The sequence below is a fragment of the Arthrobacter sp. NtRootA1 genome, assembly GCF_019976975.1.
GTDB lineage: Bacteria > Actinomycetota > Actinomycetes > Actinomycetales > Micrococcaceae > Arthrobacter > Arthrobacter aromaticivorans.
Genome location: NZ_AP024630.1, coordinates 3,766,329 through 3,785,045, shown reverse-complemented (window position 1 = coordinate 3,785,045; position 18,717 = coordinate 3,766,329). Strand labels below are relative to the sequence as shown.

Sequence of the window (18,717 nt, the reverse complement as noted above, 5' to 3'; positions counted from 1 at the left end):
CACTGACAGTACTGGGCACGACACTCCTGCGGCTACGCTGGAGCACATGCGGATGGAGTATGTGACGGCGGTGCTGGCTGTCGTGGACCTTGTTCCGCCCGGCGCGGCCGTGTCATATGGCGACGTCGCTGAACTCCTTGGAGCCGGCGGACCCCGGCAGGTGGGGTCGGTGATGAGCCACTACGGCAGTTCCGTAGCTTGGTGGCGTGTCCTGCGGGCAAGCGGGGATGCACCGCCCGGCCATGAGGCAGAGGCCCTGCGCCATTATGTGCAGGAGTCCACGCCCCTGCACGGCGCCTTTGAGGAATTCTTGCGGACGGGTGAGGGCCGCTGGCGCGTGGATCTCGGAGCTGCACGATGGGCGCCAACCGATGCTGAGTTCGATCGAATTGATGTGATCTCGGACCAGTTGGAGCGTCAGCTCCATATTTTGTCGGTGCCCGATGATGAAATGACTGTGTGACCGCAACAGCTACCAAAACCCGCCAAGCCCCGGCAGCACTCCGTCTGCTTCCGCCGCGCGAGATTCACTACGCGGCGCCTGACCTGTCTCCGGACCAGGATGCGGTTGTGTCAGTCAGGCAAGGAGGCGGACCTGTTCTGGTTCCTGGGGGCCCGGGCACGGGAAAGTCCACCGTGCTGGTCGAATCCGCGGTCCGCCGCGTTAATGAAGACGGCGTGGATCCCGATCGGATACTTATCCTCGCTCCTGGGCGGCACGCCGCGGCCGCCTTGCGGGACACCTTCACCGGCCGCCTGGACAGAAGCCTCAGTACGACGCCGGCACGCACCTGGGCGTCGTACGCCTTCGACGTCATCCGGCGGGCCAAAGCGGAGGGCGTCCTGCCGTTGCCCCGGCAGCCCAAGCTCCTGTCCGGACCAGAACAGGATCTGATCATCAAGGAGTTACTGGAGGGCCATTCCCGCCCTGGGCATCAGTTGCCCTGGCCCGAGGACCTCTCCGCAGCACTGCCTACCCGTGGCTTCCGCCACGAGATCCGCCAATTATTTGACCGCATTATTGAGTCCGGCCGCACTGCAGAGGACCTCGTGGGGCTCGCCTATGAATGCGGGCGTCCGGATTGGATGGCAGCCGCCGAGCTCTACAGTGAGTATCGGGATGTTTTGGACCTCCGAATGCCCGAGGCCTTCGATCCAGCGGGGATCATCACCACGGCACGCCAGATTTTTCAGGACTCGCCCGCTTTCCTCGCCGCTGAGCGCGACCGCCTGCAGCTGATTCTCGTGGACGATGCCCAGGAATCCAATCCTGCCGTGTTTGAACTCCTCGCGGATATTGCCGAGGGCAAGGACGCCGTAGTTACCTATTCGCCTGACACCGTGGTGCAGGGCTTCCGCGGAGCGCGGCCGGACCTTGTCGCGGAGCTGCCCCTGCTTCTCGAAGGAAGCCACGGGGTACTTGAGCGGCCATTGTGGACCACGCACCGTCATCGCCCAGAGGTGGCGCAGGCCTGGACAAGGGTTGCCGCACGTATCTCCCAACGATCCGGAGGCCAACGGGCCAGGCGCCTCGAACAGCCGGAGTCCATCGAAAGCGTTCAGGAAATCAGCAACGGAGGGCGGGTGGAAGGGCATGTGCTGCCTTCTCCCGTCCATGAGCTCCGGTATGTTGCACAGCGGATTCTGGAAGCGCAGCTGCGTGAGGGCCGGGACTTCGGTGATATTGCGGTCATTGTCCGCAATGGTGGATTGATCTCGCAGCTCCAGCGCTACCTCAACGGGCAGGGAATTCCTGTGCGCGTTCCTGTGGCTGATTCTGCGGTCCGGGATGAGGTGGCCGTCCGACCCCTCCTGGAAGTCTTCGCTGTCATCCTTGATCCGGCCAAACTCACTCCTGAAACCGCTGTTTCCCTCCTGACTTCGCGCATTGGTGGAGCCTCCGCCATTGAGCTCCGCCGCCTCCGTCAATCACTCCGGCGCGAGGAGCTACTTGGCGGCGGCGGACGTTCCAGTGACGCTTTGCTGGTGGAAGCGTTGCTTGAACCGGGAGCGCTGGCTTCGTTGGGGATTGAAGGGAACCCTGCCCGACGACTCGCACGGATGATTGCTGCGGGCACCGCCGCCGCAGCCGAGCCTGGGGCCAACGCGGAATCCGTCCTCTGGGCGCTATGGCACGCCACGGGGTTGGCTTCGCGCTGGACTGACGCTGCGATGGAAGGTGGGAGTGCGGGGGCCCGCGCCGACCGCGACCTTGACGCCATGATGGCGCTGTTCCACACAGCGGAGCGATTTGTGGATCAACTGCCCGGCTCCGGCCCGGAACAGTTCCTCGATTACTTGTTGAACCAGGAACTTCCGATGGACACCCTGGCGGCAAGGGCCCAGCTTGAGGAATGCGTGGAAATCATGACGCCGGCCAGCGCCGCGGGCCGCGAATGGCCTGTGGTGATCGTGGCCGGCCTACAGGAAGGTGTCTGGCCGAACACCCGTCTACGCGGGGAACTCCTGGGCAGTACCCTGTTTGCGGACGCCGTGGAGCACGGAGTTGACTACGCGCTGGGCCGCGGCCCCCTCAGCAGGCTGAGGGACATTCGCTACGACGAACTCAGGAGTTTCTCCACTGCGGTCTCACGCGCCAAGGAGGTGCTCATCTGCACGGCTGTCTCCTCCGAGGACGAACAACCTTCGGCCTTCCTGGATTACGTCGCACCGTTGGCTTCTGGCGAATACCGGCGCGATTACACCCCGGTGGATCGCCCGATGACTCTTCGCGCGCTTGTTGCTGAGTTGAGACAGCATGTTCAGGCTGACGATCACGACGCCAAGAACGAATCGCCCACCGCGCGCGAAGCAGCACGTGTGCTGGCCCGTCTTGCCTCTGTTGATCCACCCGTGGCCGGGGCACATCCGGATACATGGTGGGGCTTGGCGCCCTTGAGCTCCGAGGAAGCGGTTGTGCCTCCAGGAGGAACTGTGTCGGTATCGCCATCCAAGGTGGAGTCTGTTCATAAGTCCCCACTGGATTGGTTTGTGCAAGCGGCCGGGGGAGAAGCTGCTACTGACTTCGCACGGAGCCTTGGCACGCTGGTCCACAGCATTGCACAGGAACTGCCGGACGCAACAGGCGCGCAGTACGTTGCGGAACTTGTTCGCCGCTGGCCCACCCTTGGCATGAAAGACAATTGGGAAGGAAAGCTTGATTACCAGCGTGCGGAACTGATGGTGCGCAAATTGGCCCAGTACGTACTCATCATGCGCAGCGAAGGCAGGAGCCTGCTCGCCGTGGAGCACGACTTCGAAGTCCAACTTCCTGACGTCCACCTACGTTCTGTACTTCAGGACGAGGATGCGGATAATTCCGCCGCCACCCGGCACGCTGTGCTTCGCGGACAGGTTGACCGCTTGGAAATCGACGCCGAAGGCCGTTTGGTGATCGTCGATCTCAAGACCGGGAAACGCCAGCCGGGCAAGGCCGAAGTAGCCAGGCACCCTCAGCTGGGTGCGTACCAGGCAGCGGTGCTCAAAGGTGCATTTGAGGAGGCGGGCACGCTTGGGGAGTTTGGCAAACGTGTTCCAGGTGGCGCCGTCCTCGCACAGCTGGGAACCAAGACCAAGAGCCCCGGGGTTCAACAGCAGGATCCGCTCGAGCCCGACGACAACTGGGCAGAGGCTTTGGTCAATGAGGCCGCGGAACTCATGGCCGGCGCAACGTTCGAGGCCCGGCATGATCCGAGCAAAGCGGGACACGGCGGACATGGTTGCCGTCTGCCCGATGTTTGCCCACTGTGCGCCAGAGGAAAGCAGGTCACTGAATGACTACCGATCTTCTTGAAGGATCCGGGACAAGGGATGCCGGAATCCTGCATGTGGAGTCCGGGCTGCCTGTTCCCAGATTCTCCCCGTCGGAGTTGGCGGACATTCTTGGCGAAAAGAACCACCCCACCGCAGAGCAGGCAAGCATCATTGCTTCCTCACTTACGCCACGGCTTGTGATTGCCGGCGCTGGCTCGGGAAAGACCGCCACCATGGCAGACCGCGTTGTGTGGCTCGTGGCCAATGGCTGGGTCCGGCCGGAGGAGGTCCTGGGTGTGACATTTACCCGCAAGGCTGCTGGCGAGCTGGCCAGCAGAATCCGGACAAAACTGGCCACCCTCCAGCGCATAGCGACCGAGGACGACGGCAGCATTGGCTTCCCGGAGGGGCTTCTGGGTGCCGACGACCTCGAGCCCAAGGTGTCCACCTACCATTCGTACGCGAGCGGAATTGTTTCGGACTATGGATTGAGGTTGGGCATCGAGCGGGACGTCGTCCTGCTGGGTGGGGCCCAATCGTGGCAGTTGGCAAGCGAGGTTGTTGAGGCCTACGACGGCGAATATGAGCATTTCACCGCTGCAAAGTCGACGCTCGTCAATGCCGTCATCCAGCTGGCCGGCGAGTGCGCGGAACACCTGCAGGATCCCGCCACTGTCCGCGACTGGGTGCTGGAACGCGTTCAGTCCTTCGAGCAACTCCCTTACATGGCCGGTGCAAAGAAGAACCCCACGCAGGCGGCAGGGGAACTCGCTTCCATGCTGCGCACCCGGGCCAGCGTCGCAGATATTGTTCTCCGGTACCAGGATGCCAAACGTCAACGGGGAGTGCTGGATTTCGGTGACCTCGTGGCACTCGCGGCCCGCATTTCGCGGGAAATACCGTTGGCTGCGGCCACTGAGCGGGCACGCTACAAGGTGGTGCTGCTGGACGAGTTCCAAGACACTTCGCATGCTCAGCTTGTCTTGTTTTCGCGCCTTTTCGGCCAAGGTCATGCCGTCACCGCGGTAGGGGACCCGAACCAATCGATTTACGGATTCCGCGGCGCCTCGGCGGGACAGCTCTTCCACTTTGTGCAGGAGTTCCCCGTGAGGCACAACGACCAGGCATCTGGCGGAGATGCCTACTCCGTGGCGCCAACGTCTTACCTCACCACGGCTTGGCGCAACGGCAGGAACATCCTCCAAGCGGCCAACACTATTGCCGCACCCTTGAACAAGGCGGCAGCTGCCGACGGCCCCGCAGGGGAGAGGGACACTGCAAGTGGCGTTGCGGTTCCGCCCCTGGTGCCAAGTCCGTTCGCGGCCGAAGGCAGCGTTGTTATCGGTCGGTTCAGCACAGATGAAGACGAGGCTGGCGCTATTGCCCGCGACGTCCGGCGCTACCAGAGGACCGTCTTCGAGGAAGAGAAAGACGGTACTCCTGTTAAGCCAACCATGGCGGTTCTGTGTCGGAGACGTGCGCAGATGGAATGCATTCGGAGGGAATTCGAACTTCAGGGGATTGCCTACGAGATCGTCGGCCTCGGCGGTCTGTTGGACACTCCGGAGATAGTGGACTTGGTGGCAACGCTGCGGGTCCTGGCTGATCCTGGCCGTTCCGATGCATTGATGCGGCTTCTTGCCGGAGCCCGATGGCGCATTGGACCAGCGGACCTCATGGCCTTCAACGATTGGTCCCGTTTTTTGGCCAGGCGGAGGTCAGGACCAGGGAACACTCTTGAGGTCGCTGACGAGGACCCGGCGGCTGTGACGGTGGAAAGCGACATCACTGACGCCGCAAGCCTTGTGGAAGCCCTGGACTTCCTGCCGCGGCCGGGATGGACATCCGGACACGGGAGGACGCTGAGCCCTTCAGCCCTGGAACGATTGACGAGGTTGTCGGAGGAATTGCGCTCCCTTCGCACCTACATCGGGGATGACCTGACAACCTTGCTCGGCGAGGTTGAACGTGCCATGTTGCTGGATATCGAGGTAGCCGCAAAGCCTGGCGTCAGCATCCACCAAGCACGCCGAAACCTGGATGCCTTCCAGGACGCAGCAGCCGGATTCCTGCAGACTTCCCAGCGGATAGATCTCCTGGCATTCCTCTCCTGGCTGGAAGCCGCAGCCTCCGAGGAAGGTGGCCTGGACATTGCACCTCTTGAAACCAACCGGGAAGCAGTCCAACTCCTGACAGTCCACGCCTCCAAGGGGCTGGAATGGGACGTCGTCTTTGTCCCGGGGCTCAACGCAGGTTCCTTCCCCAGCAACAGGGACTCCCGATGGAGCAGCGGCGCAGCCGCCTTGCCATGGCCGTTGCGGGGTGACCGGGCTGATCTGCCGCAGTGGGATCTGGACCACAACGACCAAAAAGGGTGGTTGGACGCAGAGAGGGACTTCAAATCGGATGTTCAACATCATGGCGAAGCCGAGGAACGCCGGCTTGCGTACGTCGCCTACACTCGGGCCAAGTTTGTTTTGATGGTGTCCAGCTCAGCGTGGAACGGGTCCAGATCCGGTATGGCAGGGATGTCGTCGTTCCTTTCCGAACTGGCGCCACTCGCGGGAGTGTCTTCCTCGTCCGGGGACGCCCGCGCTGTCGGGACTGGGCGGAGCGTTGTTGTGGTCCACCCTGAGTCAGTAGCCGAAGAATCACTGCCCGATAGCAGTCCGCTCACCGCCACGTTGGAAGCGGCTCAATTTCCGTATGATCCACTCGAAGGCCCGTCCGATCCCCGCACCGGAGCCCGCATTAGGCTCGTTCCGGGCCGCCGTGCCGCCATGGACCGGGCGGCAGCCCGGGTGCTTGAATTCATGGAGGAATGCGCTTCTCAAGCATCACCGGAAGCTTTGACAGGCAACCCGGGGCGGTGGTCACACGAAGCCCAGCTTCTCCTGGATCGCCGGCTTCAGGGAAAGCTTCATCAGGACGTGCACTTGCCCAGCCATATCTCGGCGTCCCTGTTCGTTGACCTTGGCGCCGATCCTGCAGCGGTGCTGGCCCAATTGCGCCGACCGGTACCCCGGGAACCAGGCATTTCGGCCCGAAAGGGAACAGCTTTCCACGCCTGGGTGGAGGAGTACTTCGGAACAACCGGCATGTTGGACATCGACGAAGCACCTGGCTCGGATGCCCATATCGACGAAGCGTACGGCTTGGATCACATGGTTGAAGCGTTCAAGCAGTCCGAGTGGGCGCATCGGGCTCCAGCGTTTGTGGAAGTGCCCGTGGAAACGAAGATCGGTGACGTGGTGGTCCGCGGACGTATCGACGCCGTTTTCCGCGACGCGGACGGGCGATGGCAACTCATCGACTGGAAAACAGGTCGCCGGCCTGCAGGCAAACAGCTTGCAGCGAGGGCCGTGCAGTTGGCTGTGTACCGTCTTGCCTGGGCGCGGTTGAAGGGCGTTTCCCTGGAGGAAGTCAGCGCGGCGTTCTATTACGTTGCGGAGGATGCTGTGGTGCGCCCGCATGACTTGGGCAGCGCCGAGGAACTCGAGCAGATCATCGCCAAGGCCCTCAAGAGCGATCCCGCAAGTGAGGCCTCAAAGTAGAAGGAGTCCTGGAGAAGCGCTGGTCTAGGAACGCCCGCCGGCATGCAGCGGTGTCACAGTGACAACATTCAAAGCTGCAGTCGACGCGTCATCCTGAGGCCGGGAGGTGGATTCTTCCGCCAGCTTCTCAGACGCGCTTCCAGCATCCGCGTCTGATGCTGCTTCCTTGCCAGGTGCTTCCTTGTCAGCCGCTTCCTTGTCAGGCGCTTCGGCGTCAGGCACTCCGGCGTGGGGGACTTCCTTCGACGATGTGGGCGGTACGGGCGTCACTGAGACTGGCGTCCCGGCGTCGGGAATCGCCACGACGGTAACGGCAGGCTGCCGGGCGTTCGTCGAGTGATTCGAGGCCTCCTGTAGTGCTGCGCCTTCTGCCTCGGCGTCAGCTGCTGCTGCCTGTTCGGCGGCCAGGGCGGCCTCGTCATGCCGGGCTTGCTCTTCGATGTCGTCCGCAAGGGACTGCAGCATCGATACTGCCTCGGTCGTCATGTCCTCGTGTCCAACGGCCATTGCCTTCACCAGGTACTGGGCCAACGCGAATTCAGCCAGCAAAGCGGCCCGTCGAAGCAGATGGGCGTCGGGCGTGTCCCGGCGCGCCTCGGTATACCGGCTCAGCACGGCCTCAACAAACGAGGCTTCGTTGGACGCCACCAGCCAGGCGAAATCATCTGCTGGATCACCGATGCGGAGATCAGTCCATCCTGTCAAGGCCGTCACAGTATCGTCCTGGACCATCAGGTTGTCTTCGTGGAGGTCGCCATGAACCACCGAGGGGTTGAATCGCCATAGTGCGACGTCCTCGAGGGCATGTTCCCAGCGACGCAGCAAAATTGCGGGAATCTTGCCGGTAGTGGCCGCCTGGTCCAATTCGTTGAGCTTGCGCTGCCGAAACTCGTTGGCCGAGTAACTAGGCAGATCTGCATTGTTGACCAGTGCCAGGGGGAGGTCGTGGATGGCCGCAAGGGCATTGCCAATATCACGGGCCAAAGCCGGACTGCCGGCGGATAGCTCGTCAATGGACAACGTGGAACCCTGCAGATGGGCGTATACGAACGTTGTGAGGGCGCCCTGCCGGACTGTGCCGGCGACGGTTGGCACATGGAAAGGAAGCTCGGCACGGATGGCGGGCGCGAAGGCGCGCAAGACCATGAATTCCGTTTCGAGACGGGTACTGGCCTCGGGATGACGCGGCGAACGGACGCGCCAGCGCTTGCCTTCCGCGTCGAGCAACAACGCCGAATCGAAGTCGGCGTCGTCATCGGGGGAATAGGCTGTAGCCGTCGGTGCCAGTCCGGGCACCGCCGCGGTTGCTACAGCGGCCAGTTCGAGCGGTGTTCTTCTCACGTCTTCCACGGTAGATTGAGTGGCGCCTATGGCCATGATGCAGTGCGGCGAGTCTTCAGATCCGCACGAAAACAAGGCAGAAGTGGATCATCGGTCCGTTCACCGGCCGGCAGTGCCACGATATGCACATGCGGCCGATCCAAATGTTCTTTGTCGGTGCGAATCAGTACGGTAGATACATGAGTTATGCGGAGTCTCCGGCGCTGGCCAACCACTTGATGGAAACTGTTCTTCCAGTGCGCCCGGCGTTGGTGGACCGAGGCTCAAATGAGCGCATGAAGCCTGGCATGGTTGAGGACCTGATCGTCTCCGGTGAGGCCAAGGCCATGGTCATTTCCCAACGCAAGGCGCTGGTGAGCAGGGACGGCCTATGGTTCGGGGACGCTGGTCCACTGTGGGCTGCCCTCGGCGAAGCAAAAGCCGGCGCTTTGACTGCTATCTACCTGGGTACAACCTTGCGGCCTTCGTCCGTGGCCGAGGGTACTCCTGTTTTGCTGTTTACAGTTGCTGAGCCGCCTTTGCCCGGGACAGCTCTGATCCCTTCCGATACGCAGTTGGCCGGGTTCCGGGAGGTTGCCGGACGTCTCGATGCTACTGACACCGCCTTGTTCATCGAGGCGAGTGCCATCTCCAACTGGCACGCGACACATACCCATTGCCCGCAGTGCGGCACGCCAACTGATATTGAATCCGGGGGCTGGGTACGGCGGTGTCCCCAGGACAACTCTGAGCACTATCCGCGCACAGACCCGGCGATCATCGTTACTGTCGTTGGCCCTGATGGCCGGCTTCTGCTGGGTGGCGGCGGGCCTGCCGACGCCCGGAACTACTCCACCCTGGCTGGATTTGTTGAACCCGGGGAATCGCTTGAGCAGGCTGTTGTCCGTGAAATCGGCGAGGAAGTAGGTGTCCGCGTTACAGCGTGCCAGTATCTCGGTTCGCAGTCGTGGCCCTTCCCTGCCTCGCTCATGTTGGGCTTTACGGCGATAACGAACGACGCCGTTGCCCGCCCCGACGGCGTCGAGGTCACCCGCGCGCGGTGGTTCAGCCGGGAAGAGTTGCAGGAGGCCGTGTTGAGTGGCGACATCACCATCTCCACGCGCCTGTCGATTGCGCGCTCGTTGATTGAGCATTGGTACGGCGGCGTCATCGAAGACCTCCAGCCGTGACAGGAGGAATTTTCGACGTCGGTGGCTCACTTGAGGAGCGAGTCCTCAGCGGCTTGGATGATGAGCAACGTGAAGTAGCCAGCACTCTCACTGGCCCCCTGTGCGTACTTGCAGGTGCAGGCACAGGCAAGACCCGCGCCATCACGCACCGCATCGCCTATGGAGTGCACTCGGGGGTTTACTCACCGCAGAGGCTGCTGGCAGTGACCTTCACAGCCAGGGCGGCGGCCGAAATGCGGAGCAGGCTTCGGGATCTTGGCGTGGCCAATGTCCAGGCGCGGACTTTCCATGCTGCGGCCCTGAGGCAATTACAGTTCTTCTGGCCGCAGGCGATCGGCGGTACCCTGCCCAGCCTGCTGGACCACAAGGCCAACATGATCGCTGAGGCCTCACGCAGGCTTCGGCTCAGCACTGATCGCGCGTCCATCAGGGACTTGGCTGCAGAGATTGAATGGGCAAAAGTCTCTATGCTCACCCCTGCCAACTACCTGGAGAATGCACAAGGACGCGGGACTCCGGGAGGCTTCGACCTCACGGCTGTGTCCAGGGTGTTCCAGGCGTACGAGGATATTAAGACTGACCGCAACGTCATTGACTTCGAAGACGTCCTGCTGATTACGGTCGGGATCCTCCAAGAGGATCCCAAGGTGGCCGCGACGGTCAGGGAGCAATACCGCCACTTCGTCGTCGACGAGTACCAGGACGTTTCCCCGCTTCAGCAGCGGCTCCTGGACCTCTGGTTGGGTGGTCGTGACGAATTGTGCGTGGTGGGCGATGCCAGCCAGACGATTTACTCCTTTACGGGAGCCTCACCCAAACATCTCTTGAATTTCAAGGCACACTACCCAGGCGCCACCGTGGTCAAGCTCATCCGTGACTACAGGTCCACGCCACAGGTCGTTAAGCTGGCCAATGATCTCCTCGGGTCCCGCCGAAGTGGTGGACCGGTTGCCGATGCGGCGTGGGCGCCTCCGCTCAAGCTTGTCGCCCAAAGGCCGGCCGGCCCGGAACCGCGGTTCATGGAATGTCCGGACGACGAAGCGGAGGCGGCGGTTGTTGCAGGCAGAATCCAGGAGCTACTCAGCGCGGGTGTCAAGGCTAGCGAGATCGCCATATTGTTCCGCACCAACGGGCAATCCGAAGCTTACGAGCAAGCGTTGGCGTCGGCGGGGATCGGTTACCAACTTCGCGGCGGAGAGAGGTTCTTCGCCCGCAAGGAGGTCCGGGATGCCATCCTGCAACTGCGTGCGGCAACCAGGGCTGTGGCGGAAGGCCCCCTGGAGCCTTTGGGCCAGATTGTCCGTGACATCGTTGCCTCCCTTGGCTACAGTGAATCCGCGCCCCACAGCGGGGGAGCCCTTCGCGAGCGTTGGGAATCCCTGGCCGCTTTGGTGGCCTTGGCTGATGAGTTGTCAGTCAGCCGTGGAGAGTCTTTCACCTTGGCTGAGTTCGTCAACGAGCTCCAGGAACGTTCGGTGGCCCAACATGCTCCCACAGTTCAGGGTGTAACGCTTGCCTCCCTTCACGCAGCAAAGGGCCTTGAATGGGATGCCGTCTTCCTGGTGGGCCTCAGCGAAGGACTCATGCCTATCTCCTTCGCGGACACACCGGAGGACGTGGACGAAGAACGCCGACTGCTGTACGTCGGGATCACTCGTGCGCGTGAGCATCTGAACCTGTCGTGGTCTTCGGCGCGCACTCCTGGTGGCCGCGCCAACCGCAAGCCCTCGCGCTTCCTCGATGGACTCCGGCCGGATTCGGTAGCGTCTGCGAACGCCAGGAGCCGGGCAGGTTCCACCCGCCGCAAAGCTGCCGCGCCGGCGTCGTGCAGGGTGTGTGGAAGCATGCTTGCCTCCGGAGCCGAGAGGAAGGTGGGTCGCTGCAACCAATGCCCGCCCACGTATGAGGAACAGACCTTCGACGCCCTGAGGCAGTGGCGGCGCGATGAAGCGCAATCTGCCGACGTTCCCGCCTACGTTGTCTTCACTGATGCCACGTTAACCGCAATAGCCGAAGCCCGGCCGGCGTCGCTGGAGGAATTGGCCGGACTGGCGGGGGTAGGGCCCTCCAAACTCGAGCGCTACGGCGAAGCCGTCCTCGCAGTCCTCGCCGAGAGCACCAACCTCTGATGCCGCGCCCAACAGCCGGCCAGCCGGACGTTCCTATGCTCACCGACGACGGCGCTCCGGTAGTCGTCAGGCGCTCAGCCCGGCGCCGGCGAACGGTAGCTGCGTTTTGGGAAGACGGTAATGCCGTTGTCGCGATTCCGGCAAGTTTTACCAAATCGCAGGAGCTCGAGTGGGTGCGGCGCATGCTTGCGAAGCTGCAGAGGCAAGGGGAGCGTCGAGCGGGTAAACCAGATCGGCGCAGGCCTGCAACGGACGAGGCACTTGCCCAGCATGCAGCGCACCTTTCGCGCACCTACCTCGGAGGACGGGCGGTTCCGACGTCGGTCCGCTGGGTGACGAACCAGAACTCACGGTGGGGCTCGGCCACTCCAGCGGATGGAACCATCCGGCTTTCGAACAAGCTTCAGGCGATGCCGCAGTGGGTGATCGACTACGTGCTCCTGCACGAACTGGCGCATTTGTTGGTAGCTGGACACAACGCGCAGTTTTGGCGCTTGCTTGAGGCCTACCCGGAGACACAGCGCGCCAAAGCATTCCTGGAGGGGGTCGCGTTCGCGACGTCCCGCGGGATCAGCGGTGATGGGATTAGCGGTGACGCCAACCAATCTGCTGGAACGAGCGCTGGCACGGAGGCAACGGGCTAGAGACGACAATGGCCGCCATGAAAATCCATGGCGACCATTGCTGAGATCAGGTGGACGGTGACTTCGGGTCTTCGCTGCCCGAGTCAGGCCCGGTGTCGTCCTGGGAGTCTTCGTCCTCCGGTTCGGCGTCCTCCGACACAGCGTCCTCCGACACAGCGTCCGCAGGCTCATCGTAGCCACCGCTCAAGAGCTTCTGCAGAGCATCGTCAACTTCGGTGTCGCTGGCCTCGGCGAGCCTGCGGCGTTCGGAGAAGCCCTTGGGATCGTCCAGGTCTTCCCCGGTGGGCAACAGGTCAGGGTGGTGCCAGATGGCATCCCTGCCTGCAATACCGCGTTCTGCCTTCAGGGTTGCCCACAGGGTAGCGGCCTCCCGAAGCCTGCGGGGGCGCAGTTCCAGCCCCACAAGCGACGAGAAGGCATGTTCGGCAGGACCGCCAGTGGCACGCCGACGACGGACGGTTTCGCGCAGGGCGGTAGCCGAGGGCAGTACCTTTTCCGTGGCTTCAGCAGTGAGCTCATCTACCCAACCCTCCACGAGGGCAAGCGCTGTTTCGAGCTTTTCGAGAGCGGCGGTCTGCACAGGCGTCCGCTCCGGAGTGAAGACACCCTGGGACAAGGCTTCCTGGATTCCTTCAGGATTGCCCGGATCCAGATCCCGCGCGAGATCCTCGATTCGGGACATGTCGATGTGGATCCCTCGTGCATAGGCTTCGATGGCGCCCAGCAAGTGGCCGCGAAGCCAGGGGACCTGAACGAACAACCGGGCGTGGGCTGCCTCGCGGACGGCGAGGAAGAGCCGGACATCATTTTCGGGGAGGCTGAGTCCTTCGCCGAACTTGGCGACGTTGGCCGGCAGCAGAGCCATCTCCAGGTCAGCCAAGGGAACACCAATGTCCGTGGAGCTGACTACCTCGGCCGAGAGCGCGCCTATCGCCTGGCCCAATTGCATCCCGAATATGGCGCCGCCCATGTTCTGGAGCATTGACGAGGCACCACCCATCATGGACTTCATTTCCTCGGGCATCTGCTGGGTCAAGGCATTGGACAAGGCATTGGCGATGCTGTTGGCAACTGGCTCAGTCAGCCGCTTCCACGTTCCAAGCGTTGCTTCAACCCATTCGGCGCGGGACCACGCACGGCCGATAAGTCCGGTGGCGGAAAGATCTGTCACCGGATCCAGCCATAGTTCCGCTAGCCGGAGTGCTTCATCGATGTCCCGGGCCTGCTGGGCGTTCACCGAGGGATCGCTCCCGGAAGCCGCAACGCGTCGTGCGTTCTCATGGGCCAGTTGCCAGTTCACCGGGCCCTCGGATGTTGAGCTCATCATGGCCTGAACCTGTGCGAACATTTGCTGCAGGAGCTGGGGATCGTTGGGCAGCCCCGCGGCCTTGGCCAGTTCGGCGGGATCGATGTTGCCCATGCCTTGGCCGCCCATCAGGTTCTGCAGCATTTCCGCCAGCGGGTCCTTGGGCGTCTCATCGTCATCTGACGGGTTGTTGGGGTTGGAAGTCATGGTGCCGCCGATCGTCGAACTGGCTGGTGATCACTTTCACCGTACCGCGCGGTGGGAAGGCTGTCTGCCTGTGTGCGGCGTCGTTCGCTGTAGGCAAAGCATCCCCACAACGTCCGACCGCGTAATGTGGATGTTTGGTATGTGCCCGTCGCCGCGGCCAGCGGCAGGAGCCAAAATGCCGGTTTCGCAATGCCGGTAAAGAGAGGCCTCAATGCTTACTTCGCCCAGCCCGGAGGGCTCGCTCGATCCGCGTCAAACGCCCGACGCCGATTCCTCCCCGGAATCTCCGGAACCTCCCGGCAGCGGCCGGTACATGATCATGGTGGTTTCGGGACTGCTGGCACTCGGACTTGGGATCGGGGCGGCTGCTTTGCCGGTTCCCTACGTTGTTGAGTCTGCCGGACCGACGTTTAATACGTTGGGGCAGGATGGGGACAAGCCGGTCATCAGCATTTCGGGACATGAGTCCTTCCCGGCCAAGGGGAACCTGGACCTGACGACGGTAGTGATGGCGGGCGGGCCGAAGACTCCTGCAACTATTTTTGAGGTCTTTCGGGCGTGGTTGGACAAATCGAAAGCCGTTTATCCCGAGGAATTGATCTATCCCAAAGGCACGACGGCGGAGGAGACGGTCCAGCAAGGCGAAATTGCCATGGAGACTTCGCAGGAAAACGCTGTTGCCGCAGCGCTGCGGCAATTGGACATCCCTTTTGAACAGAGGCTCAAGGTGGCGGGCCTGTCGGATCCGTCACCTTCAGTGGGGAAACTTCAGGAGGGCGACCGGTTGACCTCCATTAATGGAAAGCCGATCTCCTCCCTCAGCATGGTCCAGGCTGAACTGGCAGCCGGAAACGGCACCCCGGCGGTCCTCGTCGTGGACAGGAACGGTTCTGCAGTCACGGAAACGATAACGCCCACCAAGAATCCGGCTGGCCGCTATGTCCTGGGCATCCTCCTGGGCAGCGACTTCACTTTCCCGTTTGAGGTGAAAATTTCCTTGGACAATGTGGGGGGTCCAAGCGCAGGAATGATGTTTGCCCTGGGCATCGTGGACAATCTCACGCCGGGGGACCTCACAGGAGGAAAGCACGTGGCCGGGACCGGAACCATCACCGCCGATGGAGCAGTGGGAGCCATCGGCGGCATTGCGCAGAAGATGATTGGAGCGCGCCAGCATGGAGCCACGATGTTCCTGGCTCCGGCCGCGAATTGCGGCGACGTCGTAGGGCACGTTCCTGATGGCCTGCAGGTGGTGAAGGTGGAAACCTTGGCCGATGCCACCGCGGCAGTGGAACGACTCGGTTCAGGACAGGACACGGCGGGCCTTCCCACCTGCACCAACAACTAGACTGGCGGTGGAACTTAGCTCCACCGCCACTCGTGGCATATATGACGGACTCCGCCATCGCCCAGGGGCAGAGATCGTCGAACACACGCACACCGACTTTTAACTGACGACCACCAATGAGGTACAGAGTTTGTCCCGTCCCGCCAGCTCCAACCCGCCCGGAAGATCGCCGCTGAGACGAGGTGCCCTGACTCCGACGCTCATCGTCGTGGCAGTGGCCGTCGTTGGATTCATTTTCTTCGCCAATGTATGGACAGATGTCCTCTGGTACCAGCAGCTCGGCTTCTTCGAAGTTTATGTCCGTGAGAACCTCGCCCGGATCGTCACGTTCCTGGTCGGTTTCGCCATGATGTTCGCTGCCGTCTACTTCGCCATCAGGATCGCGTACCACGCCCGGCCGGTCTATGCTCCGGATGCTGAGTCACGTGACAACCTCAACCGCTACCAGGCCCAGCTTGAGCCTGTCCGCCGCGTCGTCATGGTTGGCCTTCCCATCCTGTTCGGGCTCTTTGCCGGCAGCGCCGCGGCAAGCCAGTGGCAGAAGGTCCTCCTCTTCTTCAACCAGGAGCCCTTCGGCCAAACGGATCCGTTGTTCAATCTGGACATCAGCTTCTACCTGATGTCGCTCCCGTTCCTTGGCTTTGTCACCGGATTCCTCATCAGCATCGCCGTAGTGGCTGGCATTGCCGGCATCCTCACGCATTACCTGTATGGAAGCATCCGGCTCATGGAGCGTGGTGTTTTCACCAGCCGTGCCGCCCAAATCCACATTGCCGTAACCGGTGCATTCTTCCTGTTGCTCCTTGGCGTGAATTTCTGGCTGGACAGGTACTCCACTGTGCAGAGCTCATCCGGACGGTGGGCAGGTGCGCTGTATACGGACGTCAATGCCGTTGTGCCCACCAAGGCCATCCTGGCGGTTGCTGCGGGCTTGGTTGCGATCCTCTTTATCATTGCTGCGGTTATTGGCCGCTGGCGCCTGCCCGTGATCGGTACCGCGATGCTGATCATCACAGCTATCTTGGCTGGTGGCGTCTACCCATGGGTAATCCAGCAATTCCAGGTGCGCCCTTCGGAGAACACCCTGGAAAGGGAGTTTATTGACCGCAATATCAAGATGACCCGGGCAGCCTACGGCTTGGACAAGATTGATGTCTCCGCCTATAACGCCACAACAACGGCTACAAGCGGAGCTTTGGCAAAGGACGCGCAGACGGCGGCCAACATCCGCCTGCTGGACCCGAACCTCATCTCCTCGGCGTTCGCCCAGCTTGAGCAGTACCGTCCGTACTATCAATTCCCGCAGACGCTGAATGTGGACCGCTACACGGTGGACGGCAAAGTACAGGACACCGTTATCGCTGTTCGCGAGCTGAACCCTGATGGCCTGAGCGCAAACCAGCAGACCTGGGTCAACCGGCACATCGTTTACACCCACGGTTATGGTGTGGTCGCCGCGAAGGGCAATAAGTTCACCGTTGATGGCAAGCCGGAATTCCTGCAATCAGGCATTCCGTCCAACGGCGTTCTCGGCAATGACACCACGTACGAACCCCGCATCTACTTCGGCGAGAACTCTCCTGAATATTCGATCGTTGGCGCTCCCGAAGGTGCCCAGCATCGCGAACAGGACCGCCCAGCGGGACGCGAAGGCGGGGGAGAGACGCAATACACCTTCACCGGCAACGGCGGACCCAATGTAGGCAACTGGCTCAACCGCATTCTGTACTCCATCAAATTCCAGTCCTCGGATTTGTTGCTTTCGGACGGCGTGAACGAGAAATCCCAGATTCTCTACGACCGCAATCCCCGCGAACGGGTTGAGAAGCTCGCTCCCTACCTGACCGTGGATGGCAACGCGTATCCGGCCGTCGTGGATGGTCGGGTGAAGTGGATCGTTGATGGTTACACCACCAGCCAGTACTTCCCGTACTCCCAACCCCAGCAGTTGCAGAACGCGACCGTTGATTCGCAGACCAGCGCAGGCCGGACGGTGACACTGCCCAACAGCTCGGTGAATTACATCCGCAACTCGGTCAAGGCCACGGTTGATGCCTACGACGGCTCGGTCACGCTCTACGCCTGGGACGACCAGGATCCTCTCCTGAAGGCTTGGCAGAAGGTGTTCCCCACCACGATCAAGCCCTACAGCGAGATGTCTGGCGACCTCATGAGCCACGTCCGTTACCCCGAGGACCTTTTCAAGGTCCAGCGTGAACTTCTGGGTCGCTACCACGTCACCAACCCAGACAACTTCTATCAGAACAACGATGCCTGGAGTGTTCCGAACGACCCAACGGTCTCGGAAGCAGTCAAGCAGCCGCCGTTCTACATGTCTTTGCAGATGCCTGACCAGGAGAAGCCTGCGTTCCAGCTGACGTCTTCGTTCATCCCGCAAACAGTCAACGGCAATGCAAGGAATATCCTCTACGGATTCCTGGCCGCCGATTCCGATGCCGGGAATGTCAAGGGTGTTAAGGCGGACAGCTACGGCAAACTAAGGCTGTTGCAACTTCCAACGGACACCCAGGTTCCTGGCCCCGGACAGGCGCAGAACAAGTTCAACTCGGATCCCACCGTTTCCCAGGCGCTTAACTTGCTGCGTCAGGGCGCTTCGGACGTTTTGAACGGCAACCTGCTGACCCTGCCCGTCGGTGGCGGTCTACTCTACGTCCAGCCCGTCTACCTGAAGTCAACAGGCGAGACCTCTTACCCCACCCTGCAGCGGGTCCTCGTGGCATTCGGTGACAAGATCGGCTTTGCAGCTACCTTGGATGAGGCCCTGGACCAGTTGTTCGGCGGTAACTCCGGTGCCAAGGCTGGCGACTCTGAGAACAATGGCCAGACGCCCGCAACACCCCCTGGGACCACAACGCCTCCTGCCGGCCCGACCGATGCCAAGGCTGACCTCAAGGCTGCTCTCGACGACGCCAACAAGGCAATCCAGGATGGCCAAGGAGCTTTGGCAAAGGGAGACTTTGCCGGTTATGGCCAGCAGCAGGCGAAGCTCTCCGATGCTCTCAAGAGGGCGATCGACGCTGAAACCCGTCTCGGCATAACGCCCGAACCGACAGCGACGCCGACTGCTACACCCAGCGCCACACCGTCGCCTTCACCGAGCAGCTAGTACCCGGTGAATGTTTGACGCCGCATGATTAGAAGGGCCGTTGTCCTCTCCTCCTGGAGCGGGCAACGGCCCTTTCGATTTAGAGGAGCCCCTCGGGCAAGCGGTCTGCTGGGCGTCCGGGGGAGCGATATTGACGGGG

10 protein-coding genes are annotated in these 18,717 nt (G+C 61.9%); 8 read left to right on the top strand and 2 right to left on the bottom strand.

Annotation, left to right across the window (positions count from 1 at the left end; translation table 11 throughout):
• Positions 1–46 precede the first annotated feature (46 nt).
• From LDN90_RS17135 to LDN90_RS17125, 3 genes are read left to right on the top strand one after another with little or no spacing between them, the layout of a single operon-like run.
• Entirely contained in the window at positions 47–463 is a 417-nt protein-coding gene (locus LDN90_RS17135; protein ID WP_223946445.1) for an MGMT family protein, read from the top strand.
• Complete coding sequence (locus tag LDN90_RS17130; protein ID WP_223946444.1) at positions 460–3,777, top strand: ATP-dependent DNA helicase; 3,318 nt, start codon at positions 460–462, stop codon at positions 3,775–3,777. Before LDN90_RS17135 ends, LDN90_RS17130 begins: the two co-directional genes overlap by 4 nt.
• The gene (locus LDN90_RS17125; RefSeq protein WP_223946443.1) at positions 3,774–7,307 is read left to right on the top strand and encodes an ATP-dependent DNA helicase; all 3,534 of its coding nucleotides are present in this window, start codon (positions 3,774–3,776) and stop codon (positions 7,305–7,307) included. Before LDN90_RS17130 ends, LDN90_RS17125 begins: the two co-directional genes overlap by 4 nt.
• 24 nt (positions 7,308–7,331) lie before the next feature.
• Here LDN90_RS17125 and LDN90_RS17120 read toward each other — a convergent pair whose 3' ends face one another.
• Entirely contained in the window at positions 7,332–8,648 is a 1,317-nt protein-coding gene (locus LDN90_RS17120) for a macrolide 2'-phosphotransferase (RefSeq protein WP_223946442.1), read from the bottom strand.
• Between the two features lie 179 nt (positions 8,649–8,827).
• Between LDN90_RS17120 and nudC the strand changes: the two genes are divergently transcribed.
• The 3 genes from nudC to LDN90_RS17105 are packed head-to-tail and all read left to right on the top strand — an operon-like array spanning position 8,828 to position 12,590.
• On the top strand, positions 8,828–9,817 hold the full coding sequence (nudC, locus tag LDN90_RS17115) for an NAD(+) diphosphatase (RefSeq protein ID WP_216924073.1): 990 nt from the start codon (positions 8,828–8,830) through the stop codon (positions 9,815–9,817).
• On the top strand, positions 9,814–11,946 hold the full coding sequence (locus tag LDN90_RS17110; protein WP_223946441.1) for an ATP-dependent DNA helicase UvrD2: 2,133 nt from the start codon (positions 9,814–9,816) through the stop codon (positions 11,944–11,946). Before nudC ends, LDN90_RS17110 begins: the two co-directional genes overlap by 4 nt.
• Complete coding sequence (locus LDN90_RS17105; protein ID WP_223946440.1) at positions 11,946–12,590, top strand: M48 family metallopeptidase; 645 nt, start codon at positions 11,946–11,948, stop codon at positions 12,588–12,590. Before LDN90_RS17110 ends, LDN90_RS17105 begins: the two co-directional genes overlap by 1 nt.
• A 46-nt stretch (positions 12,591–12,636) precedes the next feature.
• On the opposite strand, the gene LDN90_RS17100 is transcribed toward LDN90_RS17105, so the two are convergent.
• Positions 12,637–14,103: a zinc-dependent metalloprotease gene (locus tag LDN90_RS17100; protein ID WP_223946439.1), complete on the bottom strand. Its 1,467-nt coding sequence runs from the start codon at positions 14,101–14,103 to the stop codon at positions 12,637–12,639.
• A 211-nt stretch (positions 14,104–14,314) separates the two neighbouring features.
• Here LDN90_RS17100 and LDN90_RS17095 point away from each other — a divergent pair, with 211 nt between their 5' ends.
• Both LDN90_RS17095 and LDN90_RS17090 read left to right on the top strand, forming a co-directional pair.
• Positions 14,315–15,451, top strand: coding sequence for a S16 family serine protease (locus LDN90_RS17095; protein ID WP_216924069.1), 1,137 nt, complete (start codon positions 14,315–14,317; stop codon positions 15,449–15,451).
• 130 nt (positions 15,452–15,581) lie between these two features.
• Positions 15,582–18,578: a UPF0182 family protein gene (locus tag LDN90_RS17090; protein ID WP_223946438.1), complete on the top strand. Its 2,997-nt coding sequence runs from the start codon at positions 15,582–15,584 to the stop codon at positions 18,576–18,578.
• The last annotated feature ends 139 nt before the right edge of the window (positions 18,579–18,717 follow it).

Coding starts and splice junctions, on each gene's coding strand:
- LDN90_RS17100 (WP_223946439.1), bottom strand. CDS start 14,103: ATGACTTCCAACCCCAACAACCCGTCAGATGACGATGAGACGCCCAAG.
- LDN90_RS17105 (WP_223946440.1), top strand. CDS start 11,946: ATGCCGCGCCCAACAGCCGGCCAGCCGGACGTTCCTATGCTCACCGAC.
- LDN90_RS17095 (WP_216924069.1), top strand. CDS start 14,315: ATGCTTACTTCGCCCAGCCCGGAGGGCTCGCTCGATCCGCGTCAAACG.
- nudC (WP_216924073.1), top strand. CDS start 8,828: ATGAGTTATGCGGAGTCTCCGGCGCTGGCCAACCACTTGATGGAAACT.
- LDN90_RS17135 (WP_223946445.1), top strand. CDS start 47: ATGCGGATGGAGTATGTGACGGCGGTGCTGGCTGTCGTGGACCTTGTT.
- LDN90_RS17125 (WP_223946443.1), top strand. CDS start 3,774: ATGACTACCGATCTTCTTGAAGGATCCGGGACAAGGGATGCCGGAATC.